The organism is Lentzea alba, assembly GCF_011067745.1.
GTDB lineage: Bacteria > Actinomycetota > Actinomycetes > Mycobacteriales > Pseudonocardiaceae > Lentzea > Lentzea alba.
Map to the genome: position 1 here is coordinate 379,432 of NZ_JAAMPJ010000001.1, position 18,109 is coordinate 397,540.

The following is an 18,109-nucleotide window of genomic DNA, read 5'->3' on the forward strand; positions in this document are numbered from 1 at the left end:
CCTACCACCGGTCGTGCACGTGCGGCCGGATCAGCTCGTCGTACACCGCCGCGACGGCCGCCGAGTCGACCGGCTCCAGAGCCGCGGCCTGTGAGTTCGCGGCAGCCTGCGCCACGTTGCGCGCACCGGGGATCACCACCGTGACACCGGGCTGATCGATGATCCAACGCAACGCGAACTGCGCCATCGTGGCACCTTCCGGCACCAGCGGCCGCAACCGCTCGACGGCCTCCAGGCCGACCTCGTAGGGGACCCCGGAGAAGGTCTCGCCGACGTCGAACGCCTCGCCGTTGCGGTTGTAGTTGCGGTGATCGTCCGCGCCGAAAGTCGTTGCCGCCGTGTACTTCCCGGACAGCAGACCGGACGCGAGCGGCACCCGCGCGATGATCGCGACACCCGCCTCGGACGCCGCCGGCAGCACCTGTTCGAGCGGCTTGAGCCGGAACGTGTTCAGGATGATCTGCACGCTGGCCACGTGCGGACGCCTGATCGCCGCCAGCGCCTCCTCGACCTTCTCCACCGACACGCCGTAGGCAGCAATCCGTTGCTGCTCAACCATTTCGTCCAAGGTGTCGAACACCTCGTCACGGCTGTACGTCGGCGTGGGCGGGCAGTGCAACTGCACGAGGTCCAGCGTGTCGACACCCAGGTTGCGGCGGCTCCGGTCGTTCCACGCGAGGAAGTTCTCCCGGTTGTACCCCTCCGTGGTCTGCGCCGGCAGCCGCCGCCCCATCTTCGTCGCCACGAACACGCCGTCGCCGCGTTCCTTCAGGAACCGCCCGACGAGCGTCTCGCTGCGACCGTCGCCGTACACGTCCGCGGTGTCGAAGAAGTCGACACCCGTGTCGGCGGCGGTGTGCAGCAGCGCGAGCGCCTCGCTCTCGTCCACCTCGCCCCAGTCGGCGCCGAGTTGCCAGCAACCCAGCCCCACGACGCCGACCTCGCGGTTCAACCTGCCTGCGATTCGCTTCTCCACGAACCGAAGCCTAATGCGCTAGTAGCAGTCCCGCGTGCCGCCGTAGGGCCCGTAGTACCCACCCCAGTACAGGCTCGCGTCCGTTTCGAACTTGTTCGCCTCCCAGGCGTTGAGGTCGGACTGTACATACGAGACGAGCACGGGCAGCAGCGTCCGAACGGTCTATCGCTCGTCGATCAAGGCGCGATCAGGCCCTTCGGCTTGCGGCGCACGTGCAGCCGGTACCCGACCGGGAAGCTCAGCCCGGTGATCGACGCGATCGCCCGCTCGGCGACCTCGGCCGAGAACTCGATGCGCAGCACGGATTCCAGGTCCTCCCGACTTTCGAACCGCCACTCGGCGGTGACGCGGGTGAGCGAGAAACCGTTGTCCGCGAAGAACTTCTCGACGGCGGCGGGGTTGTAGCGCGGTTCGTCGGCGCGCAGCCACGGCCCGTACGGATCGGCCGCGCCGTCCAGGTCGACGATCGCGAGCGCGCCGCCGGGCCGCAGCACCCGGTCCGCCTCGCGCAGCCCCGGTTCGCAGCCCGGTCCGAAGAAGTAGGCGGTGCGGGCGTGCACCAGGTCGGCGGAGGCGTCGTCGAGCGGCAGGCTTTGTGCGGGACCGGAAACGACTCGGGCGTTCGGCAGCTGGGCCACCCGGTTCCTGGCGCGCACGACGAGCGGCGGGTGCGGTTCGACGCCCGTGACGGACTTCGCGGTCCGGGCGAAGATCGGCAGGTGGAAGCCGTCACCGCAACCGACGTCCACGACGTCCAGGTTGCTGAACGGACATTCGTTACTTATCGCCGTCCAAATCGCACTGTGGACGTCCTGCGCACGATTCTCGACCTCGTAGACGTCCGGCCAATGCCAGATGTTCGGGCTCGGCACGACCTCTGCCGGGCGCACCGCGTTCAGCGCCGCCCGCACGAATCCCCTCACCAAGACACTGTAGAGCCTCGATTTGCCGGTGACCGTACGAATTCGTCCAACTACGGCGTAGCGTTGATCGCATCTCTTTCCCTGCAGGAGGCGGCAGTGTCGATCGCGCCCAACACGCCCCAGCTAGCGCCGTTGCTGTCCGGAAGTCCGTGCTGGGCCGAGCGAACCGTCGACGACCTCAAGGCCGCGATCGAGTTCTACACCGGCCTGTTCGGCTGGCACTACGCCGACGATGCGGGCTACACCGTGGCGATGGTCGACGGCATCCCCGTCGCCGGACTGCCGCAGGGCGAGCCGGAACCGTGGCGGTTGTACCTGGTCACGCCGCACGCGCGCGCCACCGCCGAGAAGGCGTTCCACCTCGGCGGCTCCGTGCTGCGCAACCCCGAGGACGCCACCGACCACACCCAGAGCACCGTGATCGCCGACCCGACCGGCGCCGTCGTCGGGTTCCGCCACGTGCCGCCGGACTGGCGGTTCGGGACGGGCGGGCACGGCGCCTACGCGTGGGCCGAGCTGAACACCCGCGACGGCGCGGCAGCCGACGAGTTCTTCGGCGAGCTGTGCCACTACGACATCACGCAGATCGGCGACGGTCACCGGCTGGACTACGCGTCGTGGTCCGTCGAGGGCACCGAGGTGATCGGCCGGCAGAAGATGGGCCGCGAGTTCCCGTACGGGGAGCGTTCGCACTGGATGGTGTACTTCAACGCCGCGCCCGAGATCGGCACCGACTCGGTGGCGTACCGGGTGCTGGAGCTCGGCGGCCGGGTGACCGTCGAGCCCTACGACACCCCGTACGGACGCATCACCGTCGTCGAGGACCACGCGGGCGCGGCGTTCTCGGTGATCGACCAGTCGCGCGTGATCGAGGCCGGGCCGCGCACCGAGGTGGACGACCCGTACGACGACTAGCGCCCGCGATCGAGCAGGCAGGCGGGCAGCTGGTCGCTCGGGTACACGCCGCCGGCGATGATCCAGCTCTCACCGCGCGACTCGTCCGTCGCGAGGACCACCGTGGCGTTCGCGGGAATGTTCCCGGGCGAGATCTTGATGTTGAACGCTCCCGGTTTGAGATCGAACTCCACCGCGTCCAGCGGTTCCTGGAGCGTGCTTTCCCGCTGCGCGCAGTCCCGTCGCAACGGCACCGCGATCGCCGTGATGCCCCGTTCGCGCAACTTCCCGGTGGCCTCCTGGAACCGCTGCACCTCCCGGACGGTCAGCGTCACCGAGCCGTCCGGGTTGTCGACCACGGCGTATGCGGGTGGTGTGCCGCCGAAGTAGACGGGTGCGATCACCGCCGTGGCACCCACGACGACCACGCTTGCTGCTGCGCCCACCCATCGCCGCGTGCGCAGACGTCGTTGCGTGGCAACGGACTGCAGCAGTGCCGGCGCGTGGTCGCGTTCCAGCTGGGTCCAGAGGTTGTTCTCGAACTTGCTCATCGTGCCTCCACCTCGTCGTCGACAACCGCGCGGAGGCGTGCCGTGGCGCGGTACAGACGGGTCCGCATCGCTCCCTTGGGCACGCCGAGCGCCTCGGCCGCTTCTTTGGGTGCGAGACCACAGAGGTGCACCAGTTCGACGGCTTCCCGTTCCAGCTCAGGGAGTTCCGCGAGCCGTTCGAGCAGGGCGCGACCGGGGCGTTCGGCGTCGATGCGGGCTTCGAGCTCGGCCAGTTCGTCGCGGTCGAGCTCCCGCCGGCCCGCGACCTGGTCCGCCACCGCACGGCTGCGCGCCGAACGTTCGAGGTGGACGGCGAAGGTGTGCCGGGCGATGCCGAAGAGCCAGCTCGTCGCCGATCCCCTGCGCGCGTCGAAGGTGCCGAACGACGTCATCGCGCGGACGAACGTGTCCGCGGTCAGGTCGGCGACGAGCTGGGGTTCGGTGCAGCGCCTGGCGAAGAACCGGGTGATCGCGCCGACGTCGGCGCGGTAGATCCGCTCGAACGCCGCCAGTGCCTCGTGGTCTCTCACAACCACTACTTGCGGCGTTGCGCCCGAACCGTCACAGCACCACTGGCACGAAGAGGTGCAGCAGCAGCCAGGAGGCGACGGCGGACGGGAGGAGCGAGTCCATCCGGTCCATGAGCCCGCCGTGGCCGGGCAGCAGCGTGCCCATGTCCTTGATGCCGAGGTCGCGCTTGATCAGCGACTCGACCAGGTCGCCCGCGGTGGCCGTGACGACGATGGCGGCGCCGAACAGCACGCCGTGCCACCACTGGCCGTCGAGCAGCGTGGTGACCGTGATCGCGCCGCCGACCATGCCCGCGACCAGCGATCCGGCGAAGCCCTCCCAGGACTTCTTCGGGCTGATCGTCGGGGCCATCGGGTGCTTGCCGAGGAACACACCGGCCGCGTAGCCGCCGACGTCCGACAGCACGACACCGAGGAGGAACGCGATCGCGCGGCCCGCACCGTCCTCGGGAACGACGAGCATGGCCGCGAACGACGCGAACAACGGCACGTACGCGACCGTGAACACGGACGCGCTGAGGTCGCGCAGGTAGCCGTCGGAACCGCCGCGGAACCGCCAGATCATGCACACGAGAACGGTGACCACGAAGGCGGTCATCATGCCCGAGCGCTCCAGCGGCCAGGACAGCCAGATCATCGCCTGGCCGCCGATGAGCGCGGGCCACAGGGCGACGTTGATGCCGCCCTTCTTGAAGGCGTTCGCCAGCTCCCACGTCGACACCGCCGCGGCAGCCGCGACGATGCCGATGAAGGTCTGCCGGACGGTCAGCAGCGACACGATGATCACGGCGCCGAGTCCCACGCCGACCAGAATCGCCGAACGCAGGTCACGTCCCGCGCGCGACGGCTTGGACGCGGGCACGTCCGCGGGACTGCCTGTCACCGGTGCTCCCATCACGACCTCCGCCCGGCCAGGGCTGCTACGCCTGCCGCGACTCGGCCGGGCGAACCATCAGGGACTTCAGACTTCGAGGAGCTCGGCTTCCTTGTGCTTCACGAGTTCGTCGACCTGCGCGGTGTACTTGTGGGTCAGAGCGTCGAGCTCCTTCTCACCCCGTGCGCCGTCGTCCTCGCCGACCTCGCCGTCCTTGACGAGCTTGTCGATCTCTTCCTTGGCCTTGCGGCGGACACCGCGGACGGAGACGCGCGCGTCCTCGCCCTTCTGCTTCGCCACCTTCACCATGTCCCGGCGGCGCTCCTCGGAGAGCTGCGGGATGACGATGCGGATGATGGTGCCGTCGTTGCTCGGGTTGACGCCCAGGTCGGAGTCCCGGATCGCCTTCTCGATCGCGCCCAGCTGGCTCGCGTCGTACGGCTTCACGACTGCCATGCGCGCCTCGGGGACCGTGATGCTGGCCATCTGGTTCAGCGGCGTCATCGAGCCGTAGTAGTCGATGTGAATGCGGTTGAACATCGAGGGAGTCGCACGACCGGTTCGGACGGAGGAGAGGTTCTCCTTCGCGACCGAAACCGCCTTTTCCATCTTCTCCTCGGCGTCGAGGAGGGTCTCGTCGATCACGACTGCTCCTTGCTCTGCGTGTACGTGCCCGAATCCCGGTCTGGTCTTGATCCCACCAGGTCTAGAAGGCCGGACGGCCACCGGGGGTGCTCACCAGGGTGCCGATCTTCTCACCACGCACCGCGCGCGCGATGTTCCCCTCGGTGAGGAGGTTGAAGACGAGGATCGGCATGTTGTTGTCCATGCAGAGGCTGAACGCTGTGGCATCGGCGACGTTGAGGCCGCGCTCCAGCACCTCGCGGTGGGTGATGTTGTCGAACATCAGCGCGTCCGGGTCGATCTTGGGGTCGGCCGTGTAGACGCCGTCGACGGCCTTGGCCATCAGGACGATCTCGCAGCCGATCTCCAGAGCGCGCTGGGCGGCGGTGGTGTCCGTGGAGAAGTACGGCAGGCCGGCGCCGCCACCGAAGATCACGACGCGCCCCTTGTCGAGGTGGCGCATCGCGCGGCGGGGGATGTAGGACTCGGCGACCTGCGTCATCTGGATGGACGTCTGCACGCGGGTGTCGATGCCGTGCTCGCGTTCCAGGAAGTCCTGCAGGGCGAGGCAGTTCATGACCGTGCCGAGCATGCCCATGTAGTCGGCACGCGACCGGTCCATGCCGCGTTGCTGGAGCTCGGCCCCGCGGAAGAAGTTGCCGCCACCGATCACGACGGCCACCTGCACGCCGGAGCGGACGACGGCCGCGATCTGCTTGGCGACCGTCTGGACGACGTCGGGATCAACGCCGACGCCACCGCCGCCGAACATCTCGCCACCGAGCTTGAGCATCACCCGGTTGTAGCCGTGGCTACCTTCTTCGCTCACAGGTCCTCTCCTCGCGCCTTTGGGAGCCTGGGTGTGGGGTGTCCCCACAGGATGCACTGAACGACAAGGTTCGCGCTTTCCGCGAACACACCCCGCCAGAGTTCAGTGTTTCGGACATGCTGAGGGCGGGGTCGCATGTCGCCGCAACCCCGCCCTCACCGCAATCAGCTCTGGCCGACCTCGAACCGAGCGAAACGGGTCACCGTCACGCCGGCCTCGTCCAGGAGAGCCTTGACCGTCTTCTTGCTGTCCGTCACGGAAGCCTGCTCGAGGAGCACGACGTCCTTGAAGAAGCCGTTGACGCGACCCTCGACGATCTTGGGGAGCGCGCCCTCGGGCTTGCCCTCCTCGCGAGCGGTCTCCTCGGCGATGCGACGCTCGTTGGCGACGAGCTCCTCGGGGACCTCGTCACGCGTGACGAACTTCGGGCGCATCGCGGCGATCTGCATCGCGGCACCCTTGGCGACCTCAGCGTTGTCGCCGGTGTACTCGACCAGCACGCCGACGGCGGGCGGCAGGTCGGCAGCGCGCTTGTGCAGGTAGACCGAGACGGTGCCGTCGAAGTCGACGGCCTTCGCCAGCTCGAGCTTCTCGCCGATCTTGGCGGAGAACTCCTGGACCAGCGCGTCGACCGTCTTGCCGTCGACCTCGACGGCCTTGAGGGCCTCGACGTCGGCGACCTTGTTGGCCTTGGCGATCGCGACGATCTCCTCGGAGAGCGCGATGAAGTCGGCGTTCTTGGCCACGAAGTCGGTCTCGCAGCGCAGCTCGACCATCGCGCCGTCCTTGACGGCGACCAGGCCGTTGGAAGTGGTGCGCTCGGCGCGCTTGCCGACGTCCTTGGCGCCCTTGATGCGCAGGATCTCGACGGCCTTGTCGAAGTCGCCGTCAGCCTCGTCCAGCGCCTTCTTGCAGTCCATCATGCCGGCGGCGGTCAGCTCGCGGAGCTTCTTGACGTCCGCGGTGGTGTAGTTCGCCATCGTTTTCCTTCTGCGATGTACGCGCTTGAGTCACGCGGCGCCCGCCGGTGAGCGGGCGCCGCGTGGGGGAGATCAGGACTGGACGGGCTGCTCGGCCGGGGCCTCGGCCGTGGTGTTGGTCAGGAGCTCCTGCTCCCACTCCGCCAGCGGCTCGTCGCTCGCGACCTCGGGCTTGTCCTGGCCCTCGGCGGCGTCGCGGCGGGCACCGGAGCGCTGCATGAGACCGGCGGCGGCGGCCTCGGCCACGACCTTGGTCAGCAGGGCCGCGGAACGGATCGCGTCGTCGTTGCCCGGAATCGGGTAGTCGACCTCGTCCGGGTCGCAGTTGGTGTCGAGGATCGCGACGATCGGGATGTTCAGCTTGCGAGCCTCACCGACCGCGATGTGCTCCTTCTTGGTGTCCACGATCCACACGGCGCTGGGCACCTTGGACATGTCGCGGATACCGCCGAGCGTGCGCTCCAGCTTGTCCTTCTCGCGGTTCATCATCAGGATTTCCTTCTTGGTGAAACCCTGGAAACCGCCGGTCTGCTCCATCGACTCCAGCTCCTTGAGCCGCTGAAGCCTCTTGTGCACCGTCGTGAAGTTGGTGAGCATGCCGCCCAGCCAGCGCTGGTTGACGTAGGGCATGCCGACGCGGAGCGCCTCGTTGGCGATGGCCTCCTGCGCCTGCTTCTTGGTGCCGATGAACAGGATCGACCCGCCGTGCGCGACCGTCTCCTTGACGAACTCGAAAGCCCGGTCGATGTAGGTCAGCGTCTGCTGCAGGTCGATGATGTAGATGCCGTTGCGCTCGGTGAAGATGTAGCGCTTCATCTTCGGGTTCCAGCGCCGGGTCTGGTGCCCGAAGTGCACGCCGCTGTCAAGCAGCTGCTTCATGGTTACGACGGCCATGGCCGGTTCGCACCTCATCTGTCGGACGCGCCAGGTCTCGCCTTGGCGCGTCGGTTCGGTTGACGCCTCCGGCCGGTCGGCCTTCAGCCCTGGTGCCGTGGCCGCCGTCCGCACCCGCGGAGCATCTCTGCACCGTCAGGACCGTCGGACGTCGTGACTCGACCCTGCTGGGATCAGCCGGTCGGATCTGCGTTGGCACGCGAAGTCGTCCCGCGCACAGACGGGACGCGCCCGAAAGTCTACTCCCCACCCCCGACAAACTTCGAATCGCCCCGAACCCGCAGGTGACAGTTGTCCACAACCGACGAGTAATCCACAGATCCCCGATTCCCCCGGTCCCCAAGGCGCCATTTGGCCCACCGTTGACCCATGCCCCTCCTCCCCACCGCCCTGCTCCTCACCACCCTCCTGACCCCGTCCCCCACCCGCTTCACCTGGCCGCTGCCACCACCACACCCGGTGGTGCGCGCGTTCGAGGCCCCCGCCACCCCGTTCGGCCCCGGCCATCGCGGCGTCGACCTGTCCGCCGCCGCGGGCACACCGGTCCTCGCCCCGGCCGACGGCGTGGTGGTCTACGCCGGAGCCGTGGCCGCCCGAACGCTGGTGTCCCTGCAACACCGAGGCGGCCTGCGCACCACGTACGAGCCGGTGACCCCCGCCGTCACAGCCGGCCGCCCGATCAGGCGCGGCGAGGTCCTGGGCCACCTGCAGGAGGGCCACTGCCCGTCGCCGTGCCTGCACTGGGGCGCCAGGCGAGGCCACGAGTACCTGGATCCGCTGCGCCTGGTCTCAGCGGGCCGCGTACGCCTGCTCCCGCTAACCGCCTCCACACCACCCAGAGGCGGCTAACCGTCCTCCGCTGCGCGGCCGCCCCGTTCCCGCCCGCAGCGGCCCGATCGGGCGCACTCCCGCCATGTCCCGGCGGTAGACGGCCGGCGCGTCCCCGTTGCGCGCCGCAACGCCCGACAGGCGCCGGGAGGCGCCGGCGCTGCCCACCCCGCCCGCCTCCCGGCCCACCTGCCACTTCCCGCTGTTCCGGACGCCTGATCCCGCCGCCGAACGGGCCTTGCCCGAGCAGGCACTCGGTGTGGTTGGAGCAGCTCCAATGGCCACCCGTTCGAGTGAATTCACGCTGCAAGCGACGGAAAGAGGTTTGAAGCCACGTTCCGGAGGCTCACCGACCCCCTCTCCCCACCCCGGCAGCACCGCCACACGGCCTCGCAACAGCCCTCGCAACCGCCCGGTGCCCGGCCGTCAGCCTCATCCGCCCGGCCTCGCGACAGCCCTCACGACAGTCCGACACCGGGCCGTCAGCCTCATCCGCCCGGCGTCCTCGACGCCCTCACAGACCCCGTTCACCACCGTCAACACAGCCGCGTTTCGAGCTGGCGCCCACGCGCGGACCCGGCCAGATCCGCGCCCGGAGGCTCACCAGCCGCCTCGACGCATCACAGCGGCGTCGTGGCTGGCTTCGCGACAACCAGCACTCATCCGCCGACCCATCCGGCCAGCGTTCGGCGCACCTCGGTGCGCTCACCGGCGACCGGTCCATCAGGAGGGATGCCGTCAGTCAGACCTCGACCACCGCGACCAGGCATGGCCACCCGGCGGGCTCTGCGGGTCGTGATCAGCGTGCGAAGCCACGTTCCGAAGGCTTACCGGCCGCCTCAACGCGCTGCGGCGTCGTGGCACGGGGTCCGGCGCTCACCCATCGGCCCCATCCGGTCGGTGTTATCGACCCAGGACACCGCCGTCGTGCGCGCGGCGTGCCGAACCTTGCTCGTCGAACACGCGCAGGTCGCGTCTGGCCGGTTCGGATGCGACGCGCGCGCCGCCGTTGGAGATGGGAGGGAGGCTTGCTCAGGCCTCGGACTGCTCGTTGAGCTTGGTGCGCAGGCGCAGGACCGCGCGGGTGTGCAGCTGGCAGACCCTGGACTCGGTGACGCCGAGGACCTTGCCGATCTCGGCGAGGGTCAGGTTCTCGAAGTAGTAGAGGGTCACGACCACGCGGTCGCGCTCAGCCAGCTGGGCGATCGCGTCGGCCAGCTGACGGCGGCTGTCCTGGTCGACGAGGCTCGCCACTGGGTCTTCGGCGCCGTCGTCCGGCAGCGACTCGGCCAGGGAGGCGCCGCCCTTGTTCGGGGCGATCAGTTCGTCGAGGGCGACGACGCTGGTGAGCTGGAGCTGGCCGTAGAGCTCGCGCAGTTCGGCCAGGCCGATCTTGAGCTCTGCGGCGAGCTCGCGGTCGGTGGGTGTGCGCTGCAGTTTGGCGCCGAGGCGTTCGAGGGCGCGTTCGACGTCGCGGGCGCGGCTGCGGACCGAGCGCGGCACCCAGTCCTGGGAGCGCAGGTCGTCGAGGATCGCGCCGCGGATGCGCTGCATGGCGTAGGTCTCGAACTTGAGGCCGCGTTCCGGCTCGAACTTCTCGATCGCGTCGACCAGGCCGAAGATGCCGGACTGGATCAGGTCGGCCACGTCCACGTGGGCGGGCAGGCCTGTGCCGACGCGGCCGGCGACGTACTTGACCAGCGGCGCGTAGTGCAGCACCAGGCGGTCGCGCTGGCCCTGCTCGCGGGACTCGCCGTAGCTGCGCCACAACGCGACGATGCCGGCCTCGACGTCGTCACCAGACCTGGCGTCCGCGCGCGTCACCGCAGTCGGAACGGCAGCGGGCGTGCCGTTGACATGCGTGTCGGCACCGGGCTCGGGAGTCGCCTCGGTGCACGGCGCGCCGTTCTGACGGTGCCCGTTGCTCGCCTGTTTCGAAACTGGTGCGGGCAGCACGGGTTCAGGGGGCACGGTCGCCGTACGCGATCCTCCCCCTGCGGCGTCAGGAACGGGGGTGGGTTCGGTCATGGATCGCCTTCAGCCGTTCGACAGTGACGTGTGTGTAAAGCTGAGTCGTTGCGAGCGTAGCGTGACCAAGCAGTTCTTGGACGGTGCGCAGGTCCGCTCCTCCTTCCAGCAAATGGGTCGCAGCGGAGTGGCGCAACCCGTGCGGCCCGATGTCCGGCGCATCCGGTACCACGGCGACCACCTCGTGCACCAGAGTGCGAACGGCGCGCTGGTTCAGCCGGCCGCCGCGCGCGCCGAGGAACAGCGCCGGTGGTGAATCCGGCGCTACCAGGGCGTTTCGCCCCTCGTCCAGCCACCGCCGCAGCGCTCGCTCCGCCGGCACGCCGAAAGGCGTGCTGCGCTCGCGTCCACCTTTGCCCAGAACCCGAATCACCCTTAGGGAGTAGTCCACGTCGTCGAGATCAAGACCACAGAGTTCGGCCACGCGGATACCTGTGGCGTACAGCAACTCCACCACGGCCTGATCACGCAGCGCAACCGGATCGCCTTCGGAAGCGCCAGAGGATACGGCAGCCAACGCGTCCTTCGCCTGGTCCGCACGCAACACGGACGGCAACGTCCGGTGCGGCCGCGGAGCGGCGAGCCGAGGCCCCGGATCCGCCGCCAGGTGTCCGGCGCGGTGCGCCCACGCGGTGAACGTGCGCGCTGCGGCAGCCCTGCGCGCGAGCGTGGTGCGGCTGGCGCCCGCTGTGCGTTGCGCGGCAAGCCATGACCGCAGGTTCGTGAGGTCAATGAGGCCGACATCGGCGTTTTCCAGGTTATTCCCCGCGACATGGCCAAGCAGCGCCACGGCATCACCGATGTACGCGCGCACGGTGTGCGGCGAGAGATCGCGCTCCAAGGTGAGATGCCGTTCGTACTGCCGCAACACGTCCGCAACGGACGCCGGCAGTTTTTCGCGCAGGCGAACGAGATCGACACGACGTGTCCGACCATGCGGCGGCGGGGACATAGGCCAAGACGCTGCGCCAGTCGGGGCGTTTGGTCAAGTATCGCCACACCCCCGCGCCATTTGAGAGCGCTCTCATGATCGGTAACACGATAACGTTTCAACTCCCTGTGACGACCAGGGGTTTGGTGGCTCGCACAGATCACCTTTCGGAGTAGCGATGACAGCCAGCACGACGGTCCGAACAGCCGATGAACTAGCCCGCCGAGTGGTGCGGAAGATCGCTCCAGAGGAGCTCCCCTCGTTCGACATCGTTGCCGCCCCCTATCTGGAGAGCCCCAAGCAGGCAGAACGCCGGCTGCGCCAGGCTCACGACGACCCGCTGGGCTTCGGTCTCGGCGACATCGTCGCGATGGCGACACCCGTGATCGCCCTCGTCTCCGGCAGCGTGATCACCGCGGTCTCCGACAGCGTCGGCAAAGCCGTGCGCGACGGCACCGCCAACGCCGCGCGCAAGGCGTGGCGCAAGTTCCGCGGCAAGCCGGTCGAGCCGCTCGAACTGCCGTCGACACCGCTCACCACGGCCCAGCTCACCGAGGTGCGCCAGATCGCGCTGGCGCGCGCTCTTTCGCTCGGCATGAAGCAGCAGAAGGCCGAAGCGCTCGCCGACGCCGTCGTCGCCGCCCTCGTGCTGCGCGACGGCGAGGCCGGTGACGCCGCCAGATGACGGAAGCGAAGCCGCAGGTCAATCCCAGGGCATTGCCGTCCGAGATGTTCCTCCTGCTTCTCCTCCTCGCCGCGACGGTGCTGCTCAACGTCTTCTTCGTCGCGAACTGGCTGTCCAGCCTCGAACAAGGCGGCGCCGGCTCCCTGCTGCAGAAACTGCAGATCCTCCTGATGCCGGGCCTGGCCGTCTACGCCCTCTACACGGCGATCCGCATCCGCCGCTCCACACCACTGGCGGAGATCGCCGGCGCGCCACGAACTCGCACACGTGCACGCCGGAGACCTGTGGTGGTACCAACTGGCCACGGTGCTGCGGTTCGCGAACCTCTCCACGGGTTTCGCCTCGCTGTTCGCGCTGTGGCTGAACGCCCTGTTCAACCGCGGCGACGTCACCTCCTTCCTGGTGAGCGCGTGCCGCCTGGCCGCGCTGACCCTTCTCCCCGAACTGATCGCCCGCGCCATCCTGCGCGCCCGCGAACACGCCGCCGACCTGCACGCCGCGGAGTTCGGCGTGGAAGGCCTCCTGACCGCCGTCCAATCACACGAAACCGACCAGACGCGGTCGGTCGTCCGCACCTGGCTGCGCCGCCACCCAGGTGCGGACGAACGCACTCAAGCCCTCACGAACCCGATGCGCCTGCTGGCCTCACCGATCGGCCAGGTCTTCCTCGGCGCCGCCGTGGCAGGCGCCGGCTTCGTCACGTTGCAGGACCTCCTCCTCAGCGGCAGCACCGCAGACAAGACGACACAGATCGTCACGGGCGTGCCGCTCGGCATCCCGCTGACCCTGTTCGCAGCCCTCAACCTGTGGCACAGCGCCTGGCAGGAGAACCGCAACCGCTTGCGTCCACTGTTGACCGCCGCCGCACTGCTCGTCGGCCTGGTGATCGGCAGCCACCTGCCGCTCTACACCCAGATCTTCGACCAGGCCCCGATCGACATCCCGATCGCGCCGTCCGTGCTACTGGCCCTCGCCATGGGCACCGCCGGTCTGTGCTGGTGGCTCGACGCCCTCGGCACGTCGTGGCGGCGAACCGACCCCGGCGCGTCGCGAATGCCGGTGTTCCTCAGGTACGCGGTGCCGTCCACCTGCGTGGTGGGCGGTTGGCCGTTCGCGGTCCTGGACAGCAACGTGAAGTGCACCGCCGACGGGCGCGAGAGGTTGACGCTGGGCCCAACCGTGCTGTCCACAGTGGACATCGCGGACGCCGCAGCCGAACAAACCACGACCGGTTACGCCATCCGCCTCGAGTTCACCGCGGAGGGCCAACGCCGCTGGGAAGACGTGACAAGGGAGAAGGTGGGGCAGTTCATCGCGTTTCTGGTGGACGACGAGCTGCTCGCCGCTCCCCAGATCACCCAACCCCTGACCGGCGACTCGGCCCAGCTGCCGGGCCCGTTCACGAGCCTCGACCAGGCCAGGAAGGTCGCGGACGCCATCCGCGGCAACTGATCACCGCACCTCCAGTCGCTGCCAGCCCTCGTCGAGCCGCAACGCCAGCCCGGCGAGCTCCAGTTCGGGCAACAGCGCCCGAACCCGTTCCAACGGCACCCCGGACTCGACCGACACACCTTCGTCGCTGACCCCGCACCGCTTCCCCAGGGCCTCGTACACCCGCATGGCCTCCCCCTGCGGCGCCCCGAGCTCGCTCTCCTTCTCGGCGGGCTCGGTGGCGAGGTCGTCCCCGAACCGCCCGACCGACTCCACGATCTCGGCCACCGAACAAACCGAAACCGCCTGGCCGTCCCGCAACAACTCGTGACACCCCACCGAACTGGCCGACGTCACGGGCCCAGGCACCACCATCAGCGGCCGCCCCAGAGCCAGCGTGATCGCAGCCGTGTTCTTGGCCCCGCTGCGCCGCCCCGCCTCCACGACCACCGTGCCGCCGCCCAATGCCGCGATGAGCCGGTTGCGCGTGAGAAACCGGTGCCGCGCAGGCGTCACGCCGGGCGGGTACTCGCTGACGATCAACCCTTCCCGCGCGATCTTGCCGAGCAACCCCTGATGCCCGGCGGGATAGGCGAAGTCCACCCCGCAAGCCAGCACCGCGATCGTCACGCCGCCGGCCCCCAGCGCCCCGCGATGAGCCGCGCCGTCAATCCCGTACGCCGCACCGGAAACCACCGTCACGCCGGCGTCCGCCAACCCGTACGCGAACTCGGCGGCAACGTGCTCGCCATACCCACTCGCCGCCCGCGACCCCACCACCGCCACGGCCTTCTCGACCACCTCAGCAAGGTCAAGCGGCCCACGCACCCACAACGCCAACGGCTCACCCCGCCGCGCGTTCCCCAGGGCGACGAACGGCCACCGCGGCCACTCGTCGTCCTCCGGAATCACCAGCCGCCCACCCCGCTCGGCAACGCGCGCGAGGTCTTCCCGCGCCCGCTCCTCAGCCCGGCGAGCCGAAGTCTGGCTGGCCACCGACGGCGAAACTTCGCCGGCGCGGACCAACTCCGCGGCCTCCACCGGCCCCACCTGTGCGACGAGCCCCGCGAGCGCTGCCGGGAAGGGCTCGGCCACGCGGGAGAGGTAGGCCCTGGCGAGGCGTGTGGCGTCGGGTTTCGCGGTCACCGGAACCACCACCAGGGCAGCCAGCGGTGCCAGGGTTCGGGACGCCACGGGTTGGGCGGGCTGATGCCTGACGGGTGCCTTCGGACGGTGCAGGGCAGTTGCACGGCGCCAGACGTGGCTGCTGCCGCAGCGGCTGGGATGAGGAGTGAGGTCATGGTCGGACTCCTTCGGGTGAGGCGGATGGGGTGAGCGGGGACGCCCGCTGGGGATGGGCGGGCGTCCCCGCTCGGGAACCGGACGCGAGCTGGTGCTCGAAGCTCTGCGCCCGGCAACTTGGACGCCGGGATGGGCGTCCGGGCGCGGAGTAGTGGGCTCCCCGCACCCGGCGGCTTGGGGCGATCAGGTCAGTTGGGGTTCGTGACGGGACAGGTTCACCGTCGGGTCGAGCCAAGGCGTGGGGGTGAGCGGGGGCGCCCGCTGGGGATGGGCGGGCGGGCCCCGCTCGGAACCGGACGCGAGCTGGTGCTCGAAGCTCTGCGGCCGGCGACTCGAATGCCGGGGTAGGTGCCGGGCGCGGAGAGGGAGTGGGGCTCCGCGCCCGGCGGCTTGGGCGAGTGGACGGATGGGTTCGGGGCGATCGCGGGACGGCTGGGTGTGGCCGGGCGTGGGGAGGGGGCTCCACGCCCAGGTACTTGGGGTGGGTTCGGTTGCATGCGGTCGTGGTGTGGAGCTGGGAGTGGGTGATGGCCGCAGCTCGGTCGAGGCGGTCGCCGCTGGGGTGAGCGGGCGCTTGCCAGGGGTGGGGCGAGCGCCCGCTCGGCTAGGGCCGGGCGCGGAGTCGGGGCTTGGGTGCTCCGCGACCGGCGGCTCTGGGGTGGGTGGGTGTGCGGGGTGCGGCCATGTCCGCTGGGGTGGAGGTGCGGCTGAGTCCGGTGGATGGGGAGGCGGCCGTGTCCGGTGGGTAGGGGTGCGGCCGTGCCCGGTGGGGCGAAGGTGCGGCCGTGCTCGGTGGGTGGGGGCGCGGGCCGTGTTCGGTGAGGGTGACGGCGCCGTTGCTGGTGGGCTGGGGGCGGGCGGCGGTTAGTGGAGTTGTGGTGGGTTAGGAGGGGGCTCGGCGTTCTCGGAACTGGAGGGCTGCTGCGACGTGGTCGGCGGTGGGGCGGTCGGACTCGGCCAGGTCCGAGAGGGTCCAGGCGACTCGTAGGCAGCGGTCGGCGCCTCGGCCGGTCAGGGCGCCGGTGGCCAGGGCTCGGTCCAGGAGGGCGGTGGTGTGGCGCGGGAGGGCGAATTCGCGGCGTAGGGCTGGGCCGGGGACCACGGCGTTGGTGAGCCAGGTGTGGCCGTGGGCGGACCAGCGGGTGGCGGCTCTTGATCTGGCTTTGAGTACTCGGGTGCGGACTACCTCGGTGGGTTCTGGTGGGGTGGCGTCGGCGTTGGACATGGCTGTGGTGGCTCGCATGCGGACTCGGAGGTCCACGCGGTCCAGCAGTGGGCCGGACAGGCGGGCCTGGTAGCGGCGGCGGACTGTGGTGGTGCAGATGCAGTCGATCTCTTTGGGCGGGGCACACGGGCAGGGGTTGGTGGCGAGGATCAGCTGGAAGCGGGCCGGGTAGCGGGCTATGCCGTCGCGGCGGGGGATGCGGACCTCGCCGTCTTCCAGGGCGGTGCGGAGGGTGTCGATCGTCTTCTGGCCGAACTCGCAGGCTTCGTCCAGGAACAGGACGCCTTTGTGGGCGCGGGACGCGGCGCCCGGCTTGGCCATGCCGCTGCCGCCGCCGATCAAGGCCGCGATCGAGGTCGTGTGGTGGACGTTCACGAACGGCGGGCTGGCCACCAGCGGATAGTCCGAGGAGAGGACTCCGGCTACCGAGTGCACGGCCGTGACCGCTAGGGCGTCTTGGCGGGTCAGCGGGGGGAGGAGGCCCGGCAGGCGTTCGGCGAGCATCGTTTTGCCGGTGCCCGGTGGGCCGGTCAGGAGCAGGTGGTGGGCGCCGGCCGCGGCCACCTCCAGGGCCCAGCGGGCTTCTGGTTGGCCCACCACGTCGGCCAGGTCCGGGACTTCGGGGGTGGGCGGGTCGTCCTGGGCTGGGGCGGGTTGCAGCGTCACGCCCTCGGCGCGGAGCCAGCCGAGGACCTCGGCGAGGGTCAGCGCGCCGTGGACTTCCACGCCGTCCACCAACGAGGCTTCCGGCAGGGTTTCCACCGGGACGATGGCCGTCTTGAGGCCTGCTCGGCGGGCGGCCAGCAGGGCCGGGAGGATGCCGCGCACGGGGCGGACGCGGCCGTCCAGGGCCAGTTCGCCCAGCAGGACGGTGGTGGCCAGGCGTTCGAGCGGCACCGAGCCGGCGGCGGCCAGGGTGGCGCAGGCGATGGCCAGGTCGTAGCCGCTGCCGCCTTTGGGCAGGTTCGCCGGGGACAAGCCCAGGACGATGCGCTGCTTCGGCCACTCCTCCTCGCTGTTGCGGACAGCGGCCTTCACGCGCTCCTTCGACTCGTGCAAGGAAGCGTCGGGCAGGCCCAGGAGGTGGGTGCGCGGCTGGCCCACGCCCACGTCGGCCTCGATCTCGACGGCCAGGCCGTCGACGCCGTGCAGGGCGACGGACCACGCTTGCGCCAGGCCCATCTCAGGCACCCCGCAGGTGTTGCAGGTGCGCCTTGCCGTCAGCGGGCCAGGTGACCGAGATCAGGTCGACGCGGACCGGGCACCAGCCGACACCGTGCGCGCCCAGCCAGCGCAGGGCCGTCCGGCGGAGGCGGGACAGCTTGCGTTGATCGACCGCCTCGTCCGGGCGGCCCCACACCGGGCCGGATCTGGTCTTGACCTCGCAGACGACCAGGCGGCCGTCCTCGACGGCCACGACGTCGAGTTCGCCGTCGCGGCACGTCCAGTTGCGGGACAGGACGACCAGGCCCTGCCCCTCCAGGTACCTGCACGCCAGGTCCTCGCCCTGCCGGCCCAGCTCCTGCTGCCTGGTTTCGACCGGTTCCTGTGCTGCAACCGCTGCCACCACTGCCTTCGCCTCCCTGTGGGTCGTTGGGTACGAC

General features: G+C 69.8%; 19 protein-coding genes and 1 pseudogene. 5 read left to right on the plus strand and 15 right to left on the minus strand.

The annotated features are described in order from the left end of the window. Position 1: 1 nt before the first annotated feature. The 3 genes from G7043_RS01795 to G7043_RS01800 are packed head-to-tail and all read right to left on the minus strand — an operon-like array spanning position 2 to position 1,899. Positions 2 to 976 (minus strand): aldo/keto reductase, encoded by a 975-nt coding sequence (locus G7043_RS01795; RefSeq protein WP_166043175.1) that lies wholly within the window; start codon positions 974 to 976, stop codon positions 2 to 4. An 18-nt stretch (positions 977 to 994) separates the two neighbouring features. Next, positions 995 to 1,117: a hypothetical protein gene (locus G7043_RS49215; RefSeq protein WP_278185666.1), complete on the minus strand. Its 123-nt coding sequence runs from the start codon at positions 1,115 to 1,117 to the stop codon at positions 995 to 997. A 35-nt stretch (positions 1,118 to 1,152) separates the two neighbouring features. Continuing rightward, positions 1,153 to 1,899: a class I SAM-dependent methyltransferase gene (locus G7043_RS01800; protein WP_166043177.1), complete on the minus strand. Its 747-nt coding sequence runs from the start codon at positions 1,897 to 1,899 to the stop codon at positions 1,153 to 1,155. A gap of 96 nt (positions 1,900 to 1,995) precedes the next feature. Between G7043_RS01800 and G7043_RS01805 the strand changes: the two genes are divergently transcribed. Continuing rightward, entirely contained in the window at positions 1,996 to 2,814 is an 819-nt protein-coding gene (locus G7043_RS01805) for a VOC family protein (RefSeq protein WP_166043179.1), read from the plus strand. On the opposite strand, the gene G7043_RS01810 is transcribed toward G7043_RS01805, so the two are convergent. The 7 genes from G7043_RS01810 to rpsB form a co-directional block, all read right to left on the minus strand. Beyond that, the gene (locus tag G7043_RS01810; protein ID WP_166043181.1) at positions 2,811 to 3,344 is read right to left on the minus strand and encodes a hypothetical protein; all 534 of its coding nucleotides are present in this window, start codon (positions 3,342 to 3,344) and stop codon (positions 2,811 to 2,813) included. The two genes, G7043_RS01805 and G7043_RS01810, sit on opposite strands and share 4 nt — an antisense overlap. Then, positions 3,341 to 3,874, minus strand: a complete 534-nt coding sequence (locus tag G7043_RS01815; RefSeq protein ID WP_166043182.1) for an RNA polymerase sigma factor — start codon at positions 3,872 to 3,874, stop codon at positions 3,341 to 3,343. The genes G7043_RS01810 and G7043_RS01815 overlap by 4 nt, the downstream gene beginning before the upstream one ends. A 31-nt stretch (positions 3,875 to 3,905) precedes the next feature. Beyond that, on the minus strand, positions 3,906 to 4,769 hold the full coding sequence (locus G7043_RS01820) for a phosphatidate cytidylyltransferase (protein WP_166043184.1): 864 nt from the start codon (positions 4,767 to 4,769) through the stop codon (positions 3,906 to 3,908). Between the two features lie 66 nt (positions 4,770 to 4,835). Next, positions 4,836 to 5,393, minus strand: coding sequence for a ribosome recycling factor (gene frr, locus G7043_RS01825; RefSeq protein ID WP_166043187.1), 558 nt, complete (start codon positions 5,391 to 5,393; stop codon positions 4,836 to 4,838). Between the two features lie 61 nt (positions 5,394 to 5,454). Further along, entirely contained in the window at positions 5,455 to 6,165 is a 711-nt protein-coding gene (gene pyrH, locus G7043_RS01830) for a UMP kinase (RefSeq protein WP_207310670.1), read from the minus strand. A 200-nt stretch (positions 6,166 to 6,365) separates the two neighbouring features. Next, complete coding sequence (gene tsf, locus G7043_RS01835) at positions 6,366 to 7,181, minus strand: translation elongation factor Ts (RefSeq protein ID WP_166043189.1); 816 nt, start codon at positions 7,179 to 7,181, stop codon at positions 6,366 to 6,368. A 72-nt stretch (positions 7,182 to 7,253) separates the two neighbouring features. Then, a complete protein-coding gene (gene rpsB, locus G7043_RS01840; RefSeq protein ID WP_166043191.1) occupies positions 7,254 to 8,075 on the minus strand; it encodes a 30S ribosomal protein S2 in 822 nt (273 codons plus the stop codon). A gap of 369 nt (positions 8,076 to 8,444) precedes the next feature. On the opposite strand from rpsB, the gene G7043_RS01845 reads away from it, so the two are divergent. Next, positions 8,445 to 8,924 (plus strand): M23 family metallopeptidase, encoded by a 480-nt coding sequence (locus G7043_RS01845; protein WP_166043193.1) that lies wholly within the window; start codon positions 8,445 to 8,447, stop codon positions 8,922 to 8,924. A 1,011-nt stretch (positions 8,925 to 9,935) separates the two neighbouring features. On the opposite strand, the gene G7043_RS01850 is transcribed toward G7043_RS01845, so the two are convergent. Next, positions 9,936 to 10,931: a FliA/WhiG family RNA polymerase sigma factor gene (locus tag G7043_RS01850; protein WP_166043195.1), complete on the minus strand. Its 996-nt coding sequence runs from the start codon at positions 10,929 to 10,931 to the stop codon at positions 9,936 to 9,938. Next, positions 10,906 to 11,883 (minus strand): tyrosine recombinase XerC, encoded by a 978-nt coding sequence (locus G7043_RS01855; RefSeq protein ID WP_166043197.1) that lies wholly within the window; start codon positions 11,881 to 11,883, stop codon positions 10,906 to 10,908. Before G7043_RS01855 ends, G7043_RS01850 begins: the two co-directional genes overlap by 26 nt. A gap of 157 nt (positions 11,884 to 12,040) precedes the next feature. Here G7043_RS01855 and G7043_RS01860 point away from each other — a divergent pair, with 157 nt between their 5' ends. The 3 genes and pseudogenes from G7043_RS01860 to G7043_RS50315 all read left to right on the plus strand — a co-directional run bounded on the left by G7043_RS01860 (position 12,041) and on the right by G7043_RS50315 (position 13,999). Beyond that, positions 12,041 to 12,547 (plus strand): hypothetical protein, encoded by a 507-nt coding sequence (locus G7043_RS01860; protein ID WP_166043199.1) that lies wholly within the window; start codon positions 12,041 to 12,043, stop codon positions 12,545 to 12,547. A gap of 264 nt (positions 12,548 to 12,811) precedes the next feature. After that, positions 12,812 to 13,162, plus strand: a pseudogene (locus G7043_RS50310) (hypothetical protein); the annotation flags it as partial. A 438-nt stretch (positions 13,163 to 13,600) separates the two neighbouring features. Next, positions 13,601 to 13,999 (plus strand): SecDF P1 head subdomain-containing protein, encoded by a 399-nt coding sequence (locus G7043_RS50315; RefSeq protein ID WP_390827102.1) that lies wholly within the window; start codon positions 13,601 to 13,603, stop codon positions 13,997 to 13,999. Here G7043_RS50315 and dprA read toward each other — a convergent pair whose 3' ends face one another. From dprA to G7043_RS01880, 3 genes are all read right to left on the minus strand, one after another. Beyond that, positions 14,000 to 15,124: a DNA-processing protein DprA gene (gene dprA / locus G7043_RS01870; protein ID WP_166043203.1), complete on the minus strand. Its 1,125-nt coding sequence runs from the start codon at positions 15,122 to 15,124 to the stop codon at positions 14,000 to 14,002. A 1,039-nt stretch (positions 15,125 to 16,163) separates the two neighbouring features. Continuing rightward, positions 16,164 to 17,687 (minus strand): YifB family Mg chelatase-like AAA ATPase, encoded by a 1,524-nt coding sequence (locus G7043_RS01875; protein WP_166043205.1) that lies wholly within the window; start codon positions 17,685 to 17,687, stop codon positions 16,164 to 16,166. 1 nt (position 17,688) lies between these two features. Beyond that, the gene (locus tag G7043_RS01880; protein WP_166043207.1) at positions 17,689 to 18,072 is read right to left on the minus strand and encodes a YraN family protein; all 384 of its coding nucleotides are present in this window, start codon (positions 18,070 to 18,072) and stop codon (positions 17,689 to 17,691) included. Positions 18,073 to 18,109 lie beyond the last annotated feature (37 nt).